This window comes from Priestia megaterium NBRC 15308 = ATCC 14581 (assembly GCF_000832985.1).
Taxonomy (GTDB): domain Bacteria; phylum Bacillota; class Bacilli; order Bacillales; family Bacillaceae_H; genus Priestia; species Priestia megaterium.
This window is the reverse complement of record NZ_CP009920.1, coordinates 3,024,839-3,038,032: the sequence shown is the minus strand read 5'-3', so window position 1 is coordinate 3,038,032 and position 13,194 is coordinate 3,024,839. Positions and strand designations below refer to the sequence as shown.

Here is a 13,194-nt window from a genome sequence, read left to right as displayed (position 1 = left end):
CACCTCTTTTAAAAAATAACTCCCGCTTGTAAAATGCAGTTTGCATAAGGAGTTGCTTCTCCTGTACGAATCACAACTTTCGCTTTGCTTGTCAGCATTTTTAATTGTTCATGCGATACTTCTTCTACTAAGATGTTTTGCTTCTCCATCAACTCGTAAGCCTTTTGATTTCTTTCTTTCATTTCAGAAGCAATCACTATTTTTTCTGTAGCCATATCTTCTAACACAGCTACTACTACATCTTCAAAGCTAGGCACCCCTAGCTTTAAAGATAAATCAATTTTAGGCACGTCACTCGGAACAGGTAACCCTGCATCTGCAATGACAATAGTGTCTGTATGACCTAGATCTGTTAGTATTTTTGTAATATGACTGTTAATCATTCCGTGACGTTTCATTTACAGACTCTCCTCCACTTCTTTTCGAGTCGGCATACCGCCTTGCGCACCAAATTTAGTGACGGATAGCGAAGCTGCGCGATTAGCAAACTGAATTCCTTTTTCAAAACCCATTCTTTCGGCAAGTGCCACAGCAAGTGCTGCGTTAAATGTATCTCCTGCTCCTGTTGTATCAACCGTTTCTACTTGATAAGAAGGAACCAATACTTCTTTCTCGCCGTTAAAATAGCGCACACCTTGTTTTCCTTCTGTAATAAACAATTTATTTGGATATTGTTTTAATACTTCTTCTTTTTCTTTTCCTTCAAATAAAAGCTCTGCTTCATGTTCATTTGGAGTGATGTAAGAAACTTGTTCAATCACTTCTGCTTTTAATGGTCTTGCAGGCGCTGGATTTAACAAAAGCGGTACTTTAAGTTCCTGACAAAGCTGAGCAACATATTCAACCGTTTCTTCTGGAATCTCTTGCTGAATAAGTACGATATCCGCGTCTTTAATTTTTTCTTTTGCTTTTTCTACGTAGTCTGGAGTAATATAATCGTTTGCTCCTTTGACAACTACAATGCTGTTATCTCCTTCAGCGAGTATAATGTGAGCTGTTCCGCTATCTAAATCTGTAACCGGTTTCACATTTTTCACGGATACACCGTTTGATTTGAAATTCTCCAGAATTGCTTTTCCGTAATGATCTTCGCCCACACACCCAATCATACTCACATCAGCTCCAAGACGGGCTGCTGCAACAGCTTGGTTCGCTCCTTTTCCTCCAGGAACAGTTTTGAATGATTCTCCTAACACTGTTTCTCCAGCTCCAGGACGAATATTTGATGTCACTACTAAATCCATTGATGAACTTCCAATCACAGTTACTTTAGCCATGTTCCTCAACCTTTCGTGTCGTATTTCGTTCAATAAACGTAACGGGTAGTTGTACTTGCTTTTGAATTAAAGGTTCTTTCTTAATACATTTCATTAACAGACCTGCTGCTTGCTTGCCCATTTCATAAGCAGGCTGACGAATTGTAGACAGCGCTGGAAACGAAAAGCGGCTTTGCGGAATATCATCAAAACCAATTACTTGTAGATCATCGGGCACGCTTTTTTCTAATCGAAACGCCTCGTGTAAAACGGCTGTGGCTACAATGTCATTACTTGCAATAATCCCGTCCGTTTCAGGGTACTTTTGAAAGATTTCCTTTGCCCATTTCTGTGCATCGTCAAACGCTAGAGAATTTGTATTTAATACGTAAAAGTCTGCATCAGACTGACTCAAAACAGACAGAGAGCCTTGAAAGCGTTCCTGAGCAGGCTTTACATTTACTGGACCTTTGATAAGTGTAATTCTTTTACTTCCTCTTTTGATTATTTCTTCTGCAGCAAGTTTTCCACCCTCAAAACCATCAGCATAAACGGATGGATACTGATCAGAACTTCTATCTAAAAACACGACGGGAAATGTAAGACCTTCATATAGTTTCTGAGCTAGACTTGTTGTTGCCGTGATCATCCCTACTACATGGTTTTGCGTAAACGTTTGGAGATAGGTTAATTCTTTCTCTAACTGCTCATCACTATTGCCAAGAATTAAACGAAATCCATGGCTATGTACTTCATCTTCTATTCCTCGTGCAAGCTGAGGGAAAAAAGGGTTTGTAATGTCTGGAAGCAAGAGACCAATCAAACGCGATTCACGTGTATAAAGCGAACGGGCTACCTCGTTAGGGCTGTAGTTTAATTTTTGAATTGTATTCATTACTCGCACACGCGTGTCTTCTTTTACATATCCTGTACTGTTTAAAACGCGCGAAACGGTCGCAACGGACACGCCTGCTTCTTTTGCTACATCACGAATTGTTACCACTTTATTTCCCTCCCTTCATATATGTAACCGTTTACACAAATAATAACATGGAAAAGTGAAGTTGACAATCTTTTTATTAAAAAAAATCACCTCATTAAGAAGTGATTTTTCTTTCATTAGATATTAGCGTCTAGTTTCTTAAATAATTTCAAAAATTGCTCTTGATCTTTCGGTTCATAGCAAGAAAAGAAATGAGCAATCATCTTTTGCACAATTTCATTTGCTTCTTCAATCACTTGTTCACCTTTAGCTGTTAACTCAATGTTTACTTTGCGGCGATCCTCTTTAGAGTGATAGCGTGAAACTAACTCTAAGTCTATTAAACGATTAATAACAGGAGTAATCGCACTAGGCTTGACGCGCATCTCTTCTGCCAGCTTGGTTACCCCAATGTGACTGCACTTACCGATAATTAATAAGATATGATATTGAAAAGGTGTAATCCCTTGTGAAAGTAACCTTTCTTTTATCTCTGTCATTACCTTTTTGTTAAGGGATATCGAAATTCTCTGGACCTCTTCAATAAATGTGAGCTGTTCCATGTTTTGACGTCCCCTTTCTTATAATCAGGGAGTCGATGTTAACATGTCAGCCCCCTGCTGCACTCCAAGCGAAACCTAGCCTGGGGAGAGCGGCTGGTTTCGCGGAATGCTTATAACTTATTTTCTATCTATTTTATTCCGTACTATTATAATAGAAGAAACTCATTCACTATCGTTTTTCTTAAACGATCTTAAAGCCTTACGAAAAGCGTCATCATTCATAACGTCACGTTCTTCTTTTGTAAAAACCGTGTCGTCTTTTTCGCCTTCTCTAAACTTTTGCAGCACTTGACGATACATATCATCGTTCATGACATCTTTTTCTTTCTTATGTCTAGATGTTCTCGTTTCCGTCTTGGCCTGCGGCTCTTTTGGTGCTTCTTTTGGTGCTGCAGGTTTTTTTTCTGCCACTTTTTTCTCTTCTACTTTTGGCTCTTTAGGAGCATTTGAAGCAGCCGCTTCTTTTTTAGGTGGAACTGTACGCTGGCGCTTAGAAGATGATGCTTTAGCATTCATTGTAATAATTAGTACAACCAGAATCACAGCTACAACGATCAGTAAAATACCTAACATACTGTCACCTACTGTCCTTGTGTCATTCGTTTAGTCACTTGAACAACACGTTCTCCTAACGCTTTACCTAGCGCTTGGTCGTTCTCTGTTAATAATTCGTCACCTTCGATTGGACAAGTAATTCCCACACCGTAATAAGTACCGTACAGCGCATTTTCTGGAATGTTACCTGGTAAGCCAGCGATAACCATTCCTTGATGAAGCATCGGTGTAATTAAATTTAAAAGCGTTGCTTCTAAGCCACCGTGCGTTGTAGCTGTTGTACAGAACACCGCACCTACTTTATCAATTAATTTACCTTCTGCCCATAAATAACCTAATTTATCAATCCACGTTTTTAACCCTGAACTGATTGTTCCAAAATGCCCTGGGCAGCCCCAAATAATAGCATCCATTTCAGGCAGTTCACGTACATCTGCTTCTTCTACATGCTTTACATATACAGTTGCTTCTCCAGACAGCTCGGCGCCAGAAGCAATCGCTTTTGCTAATGCCTCTGTATGTCCGCCTTCACTATCATATACGATACAAATTTTCATCCTTTATCCCTCCGTTGCTTATGAGTTCATATCTTTTGGTGCCGGTAACATACGAATATCGTCTGTTGTTTCTTTTTCTGTCTCTTCTACTTCTACTACTGCATCTTTACGAACATCACGTAGGAAGAAACTTAAAATCAATCCAATAATGGCAATAATAACTGTCCAATAAAACGCGTCGTTAATTCCTTGTACAGTTGCTTGCGCTTGAACTTTTCCAGCTAATGTTGTTAAAGCTTGTTTTTGCGCCTCTGTTTGAGAAAGGTGAAGCGTTTGAGCAATCTTTTGCACAAATGCCTGGAAGTTATTCATAAAGAATGGATCGGATGTAGTCATGGAACTGCTCATTTCATTCACATGATATGTTGTGCGATTTGTAAAGATTGTAGTCATTAAACTGATACCGATTGAACCACTCACCTGACGAAGCGTGTTCGCCATTGATGTACCATGGCTGCTTAATTTTGCCGGCAGCTGATTTAAACCAGCCGTCATAATTGGCATCATCAATAATGACATACCGAATGCACGGATCATATAAATAATAACAATATGACTAAACGGTGTTTCAAGCGTTAATTTTGTAAATTCAAATGTTGTCACCACTGTAATCAACATCCCGACAATCCCTAGTGGACGCGGTCCTAATTTATCAAACAGCGTACCAGAAATTGGTGACATAACTAACATAACAAGTGCACCAGGCAAGATTAATAAACCTGAATCAAATGCTGAATAGCCACGAATGTTTTGCAAGTAAATTGGCAATAAGAACATACCAGCATACATACTAATTGTAATGGCAATACTAATGATATTAGATAATGAGAAAATACTGTATTTAAATACTCTCACATCAAGTAATGGACTCTTAAGTCGAAGCTGCTGCACGACAAAGATGATTAATAAGACAATACCGCCAATCATCGTTGACAATACAACTGAATCCGTCCAGCCATCGTTTCCAGCTTCACTGAAGCCGTATAGAAGTAAAGCCATACCTGCAAGAGATGTAAACACAGAAATTAGATCTACTTTTACATTTTGAGGTGGTTTAATATCTTTTAATTTAAAAGCTGCAATAATAAGTACGAGCGCACCTAGTGGCACCATTCCCGTAAATAAAATATGCCAGTCATAGTTTTGAATAACCCATCCTGAAAGCGTCGGTCCAATTGCCGGAGCGAACATCATGGCTAAACCAAAGATACCCATTCCTTTTCCGCGCATATGAGGAGGGAAAATAAATACGATAATGGTCATAACTAGAGGTGCTAGCACTCCGCCTCCGACTGCTTGAACCAGACGTCCGATTAGCATAATCGAGAAAGTAGGCGCAATCCCGCAGATAAGTGCACCTATTGTAAAGCAGGCCATTGCAAATAAGAATAAGCGACGAACTCCAAAACGTTCAATTAAATAGGCTGATAATGGAATAAGTGCACCATTGACAAGCATATATCCTGTAAGCAACCACTGTGCGGTATTAGCCGTAACGCCAAACTCTGTAATCAGATGCGGAATCGCAACATTTAGCAGCGTTTGGTTTAAAATTGCTAAGAACAATCCAAGCATAAGTACGACTAGCAGCGGGATATGCTTTTTAACTGAGCTTTCCTCTGGTTGTATCGTGTTTGCTGACATCAGTTCCTTCCTCCTTTCTTCTCTTCTTAATCATGTACGTTCTTAGTTTTTAGAGATTTTAACTTCTGCGTTCATACCTGGTAGTACGTTTTCAGAGTAGTTAGAAATAGAGATTTTAACAGGAACTGTTTGTGATACTTTCGTATAGTTGCCGTCTGAATTAGAACTTGGCATTAATGAGAAAATTGAGTTTGTTGCATAACCGATTTCTTCTACTTTTCCATCGATTGTTGTTTTAGTATCTCCATCAACTGTTACATCAACGTCATCGCCAGCTTCAATATCTTTTAATTTGTCTTCTTTAATGTTTGCAATGATGAATAAGTTATTCATATCTACTTCGCTAGCAATTTGTTGACCAGCTTGAACCATTTGATTTTCTTTTACCTGTGTTTTGATGATTTTACCGTCTTCTGGTACTGTAACTGTTTTTTCTCCATCTTCTGATTGGATTTTAGCTACCTCATCATCTTTTGAAACATCTTTACCTTCTTCAACGTTCCAGCTTGCTACTTTACCTGCCGCTGGCGCTACTACTGTATAAAGGTCGCCGGACACTTTTGCATTGTCTGTGGATACATAATTAGATTTTTGAATATAATAGTATCCCCCACCAATAATTAAAGCTAATACTACAATAATTCCGATAAAGTTCATTAAAATTAAACGCCCTCTTGACATTTATTTTACCTCCTTAATATTTCATTCAGTTAAGTATTACGCTAGATAACTTTATCACAAAGATATTTAGTTGTAAATAACTTTGATTTTAATTTATTTTTAAAACTAAACATTTATGTTTCATAAAGTTTTCCCGACTGAATACTTTACTACATCTTTAACTGAAATACAACTTAAAAGTTTTGGTTTCTTTACAAGTACTTTACTTTACTTTAAAGTTAGATATATAAGCATAGGGTTATCCACAAAAACAGCTTCTTTTTTTCGGAACAAACTCCCTATATACATAAACCCCAATAGGTAACTAGCAGCAATTGTTTAACACCTATAATGATAAAGAAAAGGTGATTATAATGGATCAGCAGTTAATAGATAAACTAGAAAAACTTGACCAAGTTAAAACCTCATTATTTGAACTCAAGCGAAAGCTCTTGGAAGATAAAATCAGTGAGCAGCCCTATAATTTGACCATTACGAAATTTTTAATTCTAAAATTCATTGGAGTCAGCTCTAAACGTATGGTAGCTGAAATTTCTTCAAATCTAAAGCTAACCTCCGGAGCTACTACCATTTTATTAAATCAATTAGAAGATGATGCACTCATTAAGCGCGTACGTGACCAAAAAGACCGCCGAATTGTATGGATATCCTTAACAGAGGCTGGCGAAACATTAGTGAACTATGTAATTGAGCAGCGAAATTTATTTTGGCAAGACATGCTTTTTGCTCTAACTCCTGAAGAACAGGATGAGTACCTCCGCATGCTTGAAAAAATGGAAAAACGAATTAGACAAACTGTAGATCGTTAATGCTAAAAAGCGTGTGTTCATTTATTTATGGACACACGCTTTTTATAACCCGCTACTATTGACGAGTTTAGGAAGCTTTTTGTTTGCTGTCTTTAAAATTCAGGATTTTTTTTCAAAAATCCATTCCAAGCCTGTGCTGTAGCTTTCTCAATTTCTTCTTTGGAAGCATGAAGCCTCTTAGCGCTGTCTCCATAGCCAATTTCGATTTTATCTTTTTTCAATTCTTCAAATATCGAATCAGCAAAGTCATCAAGCGGTGCTCCAAATGTATGAAGTCCCGGTCCTCCTAAATCCGTGTTCACGGCTGGAGGAAGAATTTCTATCACTTCGGTATTTGTTTCTTCTAATTGATGTCTTAGACTAATCGTAAACGACCTCAACGCCGCTTTTGTTGCGCTGTAGATTGGTACCCATGCTCCAGGTGTTAAAGACAGCCCGGACGTTACATTAATAACCGCAGCACGTTCTTGCTGAACAAAATGAGGAACCAATAACGACGTTAAATGAATAGGAGCACTTACATTACTCATTAGTTCTTTTTCGTAATACTGCCACTCTTCGTGCATGTGTAAAAGATTTACGCGCTGCTGAATGCCTGCATTATTCACAATAACATTTAATTTCGGGAACCTTTCAGTCGCCCATTTTACTAGCTCTACTCTGCTTTCTTCCATTGATACGTCGCACACTTTTGTATGTAATGAAGGGAATCTTTCTTTTGCTTCTTGCAGCTTTGACTCCCTTCTTCCACAAATAATGACTTCATTTCCTTCATTTAAAAACCGTTCTGCAAGCGCCAACCCAATTCCGGACGCTCCGCCCGTAATTAAAATAGTGTTTCCTGACATCTTCATTACTTTTCCTCCTCGTTCGACTATCACATTTATTTGTTAATAAACAAAGCGCTACTGCATGAATGACAATAGCGCTTTGTTTATTATTTATCTTACAAGACGTTTTAGTCTTGCTTTAAAATTAAAAGTCAAAGTTATCTGGATCTGGACCTACGCGATGATTTTGATTTAATGCGTTAATTTTTTCAACTTCTTCTGCATTTAATTCAAAATCAAATACGTCTGCATTTTGGATAATACGATGTTCTTTTGTTGACTTAGGAATAGTTACTACTTCGTTTTGCAAGTCCCAACGTAAGATAACTTGAGCAGTTGATTTTCCGTGCTTTTCAGCAATTTGAGTTAACACTTCGTTATCAAGCAGCTCACCTTGTGCAAGCGGTGACCATGCTTCCACTTGGATTCCTTGTTTTTTGCAGTATTCACGCACTTCTGTTTGTGTTAAAAGTGGATGAAATTCGATTTGGTTTACCATCGGCTTGACTTCTGCATCTGCAATCAAGTCTTCTAAATGATGTACTTGGAAATTCGATACGCCGATTGCACGAATTTTCCCGTCTTTATAAAGCTTTTCAAGTGCTTTCCACGTATCATTATACTTACCTTCAACTGGCCAGTGAATTAAGTATAAATCTAAATATTCAAGACCTAGCTTGTTTAAGCTTGTTTCAAACGCTTGAATAGTTGTGTCATATCCTTGATCTGCATTCCACACTTTTGATGTAACAAACAGTTCTTCGCGAGAAACACCTGATTCTTTGATCGCTTGTCCCACGCCTTCTTCATTTTCATAAATTTTAGCCGTATCAATGCTTTTATATCCAGCTTTGATTGCATATTTAACTGAATCTACAACTTCTTGACCATCTTCTACTTTATAAACACCTAAACCTAACCAGGGCATTTTAACGCCGTTTGCTAAGGTCGTAGTTGACTGTAAGTTTTCCATGTTGCTGTTCATCCCCTTTTTTACTATTGAATTATTCGTAAAGAGTAATTGCTTGTGAAATTTGTTCTGCGCACTGTTTAACAAGTGCAGCATGTTCTTCGTCTTTCTCTTGTGAAATACGAAAGGATGGACCTGATAAAGCAATAGCCGCCATTATTTTTCCTTTTCTGAAAATAGGAGCTGCAATACAGCGAACGCCCGGCTCCCGTTCTTCATCATCGACAGCATATCCTCTTTCCTTACTTAAAGCCAAATCAGCTTCAAGCTCGTCCAGCTCGGTGATCGTTCGATCTGTATAAGCTTCAAGCGAAAGTTCATGAAGGATAGATTTTTGTACGCTGTCCTCTTGATAAGCAAGAATACACTTTCCAATAGCATTTGCATGAAGCGGCTTTTTATTTCCTACTTCGGAATGCGTACGAGTGCTATATTGCCCGTTGACCACCTGAGTTGTAACCATTTGTTTATGATGGAGAATTCCCGCGTAAATGGTCTCTTTGGTCTCTTCACTCAGCTTCTGCATAGCAGGAACAGAGAGCCAATTCATTTCATAGTTCGTATGCATCGTATTTTGCACGAGTGCCAGCACCAGTTGTGGTGAAACCGTATAGCGGTTAGACGGGTTTCTTACAATAAATCCGTTTTGTTCAAGCGTGCTCACAAGACGATACATCGTACTCTTATTAAAACCGAGCGCTTCCATCATTTCTGGAATAGTCATATTCGGACGGTTTAAAAGCAAAGAGAAGATATCTAATCCTTTTTTTAAAGTTCCAACCTCGGACATGCCCTTCTTCCTCCTTTTATCCGAACCACAATTTTATTATAAAGCAAAGCTCTTTATCGTATCAAATAAGGAAACTTAACTAAGGTTTTTCCCTATAAGAGAGAATATATGACGTAATTGTTCTTCTTAATCTATTCCACTGTTTTTTCTATTTAAACATAAAAAAAGCCTTAACAATAGAATTTTTTTACAGTTTTTTAAATTAGTTTTGCTTTTCACTCGTTAACTTCTTCAAATCGCTTCAGCTGCTCCAGCTGATTTTCCTTTTTCATAATTTCTTTCTGACGCTCACCTAGTAAATCGAAATGAGGATAGCCGGATCGATTATCAATATACTTAGCGGGAATACCATACTTTTTTCCCCACTTAATCAGCTTATTTAAGTCACTGCAACCTACTTTTGTTACAGTAGTTGCATGTGGAAAACGCTCATCAAGCCAATAATGAGTTAAAAATGCGATCTCTCCTCGCTTAACAGCTGCTTTCCATGCGTTTAGTTCCGGGCGTTTAATTCCAAATGCCATTATTTCACCTTTTCTCTTTTATATAAGTAGTCACATGATTTGTTTGCTATAAAGAAAAAATATCATTCATATAGAAATCTTTCATAATATCTTGTCTATTTATAACCATCTCTAAATAATAGCGTACTTTCTCAACCTGTTTCCTATCTAAGCATTATTGTGGGCATATGATTTTATCATTATCTTCTTTTCTTTTTCAAAAGATCAAACAAAAAAATAATGTCTAAATAATAAAGAAAAGCCTTATATGTAAAAGAAACTAAGGATTAATTTCAATATTTCTTTTTCGAATGATTCTTCCTTTGTATTGAATGTTGTTCTTTTTTTATTATGGCAGTATGCATTTAGTGTGAACCTTCAGTATATTAAAAAACTTATACAGTTACCATTCTCACAAAAAAGACAGAATTTACTTTTTATTCCGAAAATAATATAATTCAAGTGATATGAAGCTTTTCGCTTCATCTATTTATTATCAAAGGGGGAATTCCGCTTGGCGATGAATGAAAATTCTTTAAAGAAGGTAAACAATGCTTCTTCCTCTCCTGATTACACAGAAATTGCACAGTCTGCTTCATTTCAAAAGCTTTTGAAACAAAAACGCAATTTTATTTTACCGCTCTCTCTGTTTTTTCTTGCTTTTTATTTTACCTTGCCTATTTTAACGGCTTACACAACCGTCTTAAACAAACCAGCTTTTGCTTCTATGACCTGGGCGTGGGTATTTGCTTTTGCACAGTTTGTGATGACCTGGACCCTATGCATTTTATACACAAAAAGAGCCTCGAAATTTGATGAACTTGTTGACACGATTAAAAAAGAAGCTGCAAATTAAATAGGGGGTTAAATGAATGAACGTACTAGCTTTTTCACTTTTTTTAGCCATTGTAGGTCTTACGCTAATCATTACGTATGCGGCATCCAAGCGGACAAAAACGACCAGTGACTTTTATACAGCAGATGGAAGTTTAACCGGCTGGCAAAACGGTATGGCGATTGCCGGAGATTATATGTCTGCTGCATCATTTTTAGGCATAGCTGGAATGGTAGCGCTTTCTGGATTTGACGGTTTTTTTTACAGCATCGGCTTTTTAGTTGCCTACCTGGTTGTGTTATACATTGTAGCTGAACCACTTCGCAACTTAGGAAAGTACACAATGGCAGATATGATAGCAGCTCGTTTTAACGAAAAGAAAGTGCGAGGAGTTGCTGCGTTAAACACGATCACCATTTCCATTTTTTATATGATTGCGCAGCTTGTTGGAGCAGGAGCATTAATTCATTTATTACTCGGTCTAGATTACGTGTACTCTGTCTTGATTGTCGGCGTCTTGATGACGGTTTACGTTGTATTTGGAGGAATGACAGCGACTAGCTGGGTGCAGATTGTCAAAGCCTTGCTTCTGATGATTGGTACGTTCATTATTTCCATTATCGTATTTTCAAAATTTGATTTTAGCTTAGCTAAAATGTTTTCCGAGATGAAAACTGCAACTCCTCTTGGTGACGGCTTTTTAAATCCAGGAAATAAATTCAAAAATCCGCTGGACATGATTTCGTTGAATTTAGCTCTTGTTCTTGGTACAGCAGGCCTGCCTCATATCCTTATTCGTTTCTTCACAGTAAAAGATGCCATCACCGCAAGAAAGTCTGTTATTTATGCAACGTGGATCATTGGCGTTTTTTACATTATGACAATCTTTTTAGGATTCGGTGCTGCTGCTTTTGTAGGATATGATGATATTATCAAAGCAAATGCAGCAGGAAATATGGCGGCTCCTCTGCTCGCTCAAGTTCTTGGCGGAGACTTTCTTTTTGCGTTCGTTTCAGCTGTAGCATTTGCTACAATTTTAGCTGTTGTAGCTGGACTGGTGCTCTCAGCAGCTTCAGCATTCGCGCACGACTTCTATAGTCATATTCTGCGTAAAGGAGCTGCTACTGAAAAAGAACAGGTAGTGGCTGCACGATGGGCTTCTATTGGGGTATCCATTTTATCTATTATTCTTGCATTATTTGCTCAAAACATGAACGTGGCATTTTTAGTGGCACTTGCGTTTGCGGTAGCAGCGAGCGCTAACTTGCCAATTATTCTTCTCACTATTTTTTGGAAACGTTTTAATACAGCAGGAGCAGTCACTGGCATGCTGGTTGGACTATTCAGCTCCCTGTTTTTAGTTGCCATTAGTCCAAACGTGTGGGCACCTGAGCCGGGAGCTGCTATCTTTGTAGGTGAACCGCTCATTACGCTAACAAACCCTGGTATTATCTCTATTCCTCTAGGCTTCTTAGCTGCTTTTATAGGAACACTTCTTTCGTCTAAAAAAGCAGACGAAAAGAAATTTGATGAGATTTTAGTAAAAGCAAATACAGGTATGGGAATCGAAGAGCCCGTCAAACATTAATGCCAAAAAGCCTTGAAGCACTTTGCTTCAAGGCTTTTTACTAGAATAAATCTTCTTGTAAACCAATAGCGGAAATTTGTTCATTTCTAAACTTTACAGCTAACATATGCTCTTCTTCCCACGTACATTCAAAAAACAAACCAAGTTCTCTTGTATCATGAGGTGCTTCAGGAACAAAGATTTGAATACACTCAACTAAAAACCCGATGTCTTTTCGCTTTTTTACATTCGGAACTAATAAGTCTACCACGTCTTTTTCAACTTGAGTTCTGTATTCATCTCGCACCTGTTGATAATAATCAAAAAGAGCTTTTTCCGTCCTCTTTAACAATAATTCACCTTGAAGCCAAAAAGCTTGAAAAGCCTCTTCTTGCCGTTTTTGAAATGGCTTCTCTTTATCTCCATCAATTGTCAGCAACACCTGTTGTTTTTGTCCAAAGAAAGTGACCTGTTTTTCTCCAACCCAGGCCGAGTCATATAACAAAGATCCAAAAAGCGGATGATGTACTCGTAATGTTTGATTCATTGCATACCTGACCCTCTCAAAAAGTGGATTTCTGCTTGCATTGGCGTATAATAAATGGTGCTTGAAACAAACTTCTAAACTTATTCTATGTTACCATATTTTTTA

16 protein-coding genes are annotated in these 13,194 nt (G+C 37.9%); 3 read left to right on the top strand and 13 right to left on the bottom strand.

Annotated elements, in window-relative coordinates:
- Window positions 1-8: 8 nt before the first annotated feature.
- The 8 genes from rbsD to BG04_RS16050 all read right to left on the bottom strand — a co-directional run bounded on the left by rbsD (window position 9) and on the right by BG04_RS16050 (window position 6,238).
- Window positions 9-398: a D-ribose pyranase gene (gene rbsD / locus BG04_RS16085; RefSeq protein WP_013055631.1), complete on the bottom strand. Its 390-nt coding sequence runs from the start codon at window positions 396-398 to the stop codon at window positions 9-11.
- Window positions 399-1,277, bottom strand: a complete 879-nt coding sequence (gene rbsK / locus BG04_RS16080; RefSeq protein ID WP_034654054.1) for a ribokinase — start codon at window positions 1,275-1,277, stop codon at window positions 399-401. It abuts the gene before it with no gap.
- Window positions 1,270-2,259 (bottom strand): LacI family DNA-binding transcriptional regulator, encoded by a 990-nt coding sequence (locus BG04_RS16075; RefSeq protein ID WP_013081939.1) that lies wholly within the window; start codon window positions 2,257-2,259, stop codon window positions 1,270-1,272. The genes rbsK and BG04_RS16075 overlap by 8 nt, the downstream gene beginning before the upstream one ends.
- Window positions 2,260-2,375: 116 nt before the next feature.
- Complete coding sequence (locus BG04_RS16070) at window positions 2,376-2,801, bottom strand: MarR family winged helix-turn-helix transcriptional regulator (protein WP_013055628.1); 426 nt, start codon at window positions 2,799-2,801, stop codon at window positions 2,376-2,378.
- A 162-nt stretch (window positions 2,802-2,963) separates the two neighbouring features.
- Entirely contained in the window at window positions 2,964-3,374 is a 411-nt protein-coding gene (locus BG04_RS16065; protein WP_034654067.1) for a hypothetical protein, read from the bottom strand.
- 8 nt (window positions 3,375-3,382) lie between these two features.
- A complete protein-coding gene (locus tag BG04_RS16060) occupies window positions 3,383-3,913 on the bottom strand; it encodes an NAD(P)H-dependent oxidoreductase (protein WP_014461382.1) in 531 nt (176 codons plus the stop codon).
- Between the two features lie 18 nt (window positions 3,914-3,931).
- Entirely contained in the window at window positions 3,932-5,557 is a 1,626-nt protein-coding gene (locus BG04_RS16055; RefSeq protein WP_013081936.1) for a DHA2 family efflux MFS transporter permease subunit, read from the bottom strand.
- A 42-nt stretch (window positions 5,558-5,599) separates the two neighbouring features.
- Window positions 5,600-6,238, bottom strand: a complete 639-nt coding sequence (locus tag BG04_RS16050; RefSeq protein ID WP_013055624.1) for a biotin/lipoyl-containing protein — start codon at window positions 6,236-6,238, stop codon at window positions 5,600-5,602.
- Window positions 6,239-6,591: 353 nt separating this feature from the next.
- On the opposite strand from BG04_RS16050, the gene BG04_RS16045 reads away from it, so the two are divergent.
- Entirely contained in the window at window positions 6,592-7,047 is a 456-nt protein-coding gene (locus BG04_RS16045; protein WP_016763199.1) for a MarR family winged helix-turn-helix transcriptional regulator, read from the top strand.
- Between the two features lie 92 nt (window positions 7,048-7,139).
- Here the strand turns inward: BG04_RS16045 and BG04_RS16040 are convergent, their stop codons facing one another.
- From BG04_RS16040 to BG04_RS16025, 4 genes are all read right to left on the bottom strand, one after another.
- The gene (locus BG04_RS16040; RefSeq protein ID WP_034654072.1) at window positions 7,140-7,901 is read right to left on the bottom strand and encodes an SDR family oxidoreductase; all 762 of its coding nucleotides are present in this window, start codon (window positions 7,899-7,901) and stop codon (window positions 7,140-7,142) included.
- Window positions 7,902-8,022: 121 nt separating this feature from the next.
- Window positions 8,023-8,850 (bottom strand): aldo/keto reductase, encoded by an 828-nt coding sequence (locus BG04_RS16035; RefSeq protein WP_034654075.1) that lies wholly within the window; start codon window positions 8,848-8,850, stop codon window positions 8,023-8,025.
- Between the two features lie 31 nt (window positions 8,851-8,881).
- Window positions 8,882-9,637, bottom strand: coding sequence for an IclR family transcriptional regulator (locus tag BG04_RS16030; protein WP_013081930.1), 756 nt, complete (start codon window positions 9,635-9,637; stop codon window positions 8,882-8,884).
- Window positions 9,638-9,852: 215 nt separating this feature from the next.
- Window positions 9,853-10,161 (bottom strand): hypothetical protein, encoded by a 309-nt coding sequence (locus tag BG04_RS16025; protein ID WP_013055618.1) that lies wholly within the window; start codon window positions 10,159-10,161, stop codon window positions 9,853-9,855.
- 499 nt (window positions 10,162-10,660) lie between these two features.
- On the opposite strand from BG04_RS16025, the gene BG04_RS16020 reads away from it, so the two are divergent.
- Complete coding sequence (locus tag BG04_RS16020) at window positions 10,661-10,996, top strand: DUF485 domain-containing protein (protein ID WP_034655296.1); 336 nt, start codon at window positions 10,661-10,663, stop codon at window positions 10,994-10,996.
- Window positions 10,997-11,012: 16 nt separating this feature from the next.
- Entirely contained in the window at window positions 11,013-12,563 is a 1,551-nt protein-coding gene (locus BG04_RS16015) for a solute symporter family protein (RefSeq protein ID WP_013081928.1), read from the top strand.
- Between the two features lie 40 nt (window positions 12,564-12,603).
- Here the strand turns inward: BG04_RS16015 and BG04_RS16010 are convergent, their stop codons facing one another.
- Window positions 12,604-13,089, bottom strand: coding sequence for a DUF6985 domain-containing protein (locus BG04_RS16010; RefSeq protein WP_013055615.1), 486 nt, complete (start codon window positions 13,087-13,089; stop codon window positions 12,604-12,606).
- Window positions 13,090-13,194 lie beyond the last annotated feature (105 nt).

Excerpts from the sequence above, each read along its gene's own strand:
- rbsD (WP_013055631.1), bottom strand. The coding sequence starts at position 398 with ATGAAACGTCACGGAATGATTAACAGTCATATTACAAAAATACTAACA.
- rbsK (WP_034654054.1), bottom strand. The coding sequence starts at position 1,277 with ATGGCTAAAGTAACTGTGATTGGAAGTTCATCAATGGATTTAGTAGTG.
- BG04_RS16070 (WP_013055628.1), bottom strand. The coding sequence starts at position 2,801 with ATGGAACAGCTCACATTTATTGAAGAGGTCCAGAGAATTTCGATATCC.
- BG04_RS16065 (WP_034654067.1), bottom strand. The coding sequence starts at position 3,374 with ATGTTAGGTATTTTACTGATCGTTGTAGCTGTGATTCTGGTTGTACTA.
- BG04_RS16060 (WP_014461382.1), bottom strand. The coding sequence starts at position 3,913 with ATGAAAATTTGTATCGTATATGATAGTGAAGGCGGACATACAGAGGCA.
- BG04_RS16055 (WP_013081936.1), bottom strand. The coding sequence starts at position 5,557 with ATGTCAGCAAACACGATACAACCAGAGGAAAGCTCAGTTAAAAAGCAT.
- BG04_RS16050 (WP_013055624.1), bottom strand. The coding sequence starts at position 6,238 with ATGTCAAGAGGGCGTTTAATTTTAATGAACTTTATCGGAATTATTGTA.
- BG04_RS16045 (WP_016763199.1), top strand. The coding sequence starts at position 6,592 with ATGGATCAGCAGTTAATAGATAAACTAGAAAAACTTGACCAAGTTAAA.
- BG04_RS16040 (WP_034654072.1), bottom strand. The coding sequence starts at position 7,901 with ATGAAGATGTCAGGAAACACTATTTTAATTACGGGCGGAGCGTCCGGA.
- BG04_RS16035 (WP_034654075.1), bottom strand. The coding sequence starts at position 8,850 with ATGGAAAACTTACAGTCAACTACGACCTTAGCAAACGGCGTTAAAATG.
- BG04_RS16030 (WP_013081930.1), bottom strand. The coding sequence starts at position 9,637 with ATGTCCGAGGTTGGAACTTTAAAAAAAGGATTAGATATCTTCTCTTTG.
- BG04_RS16025 (WP_013055618.1), bottom strand. The coding sequence starts at position 10,161 with ATGGCATTTGGAATTAAACGCCCGGAACTAAACGCATGGAAAGCAGCT.
- BG04_RS16020 (WP_034655296.1), top strand. The coding sequence starts at position 10,661 with ATGAATGAAAATTCTTTAAAGAAGGTAAACAATGCTTCTTCCTCTCCT.
- BG04_RS16015 (WP_013081928.1), top strand. The coding sequence starts at position 11,013 with ATGAACGTACTAGCTTTTTCACTTTTTTTAGCCATTGTAGGTCTTACG.
- BG04_RS16010 (WP_013055615.1), bottom strand. The coding sequence starts at position 13,089 with ATGAATCAAACATTACGAGTACATCATCCGCTTTTTGGATCTTTGTTA.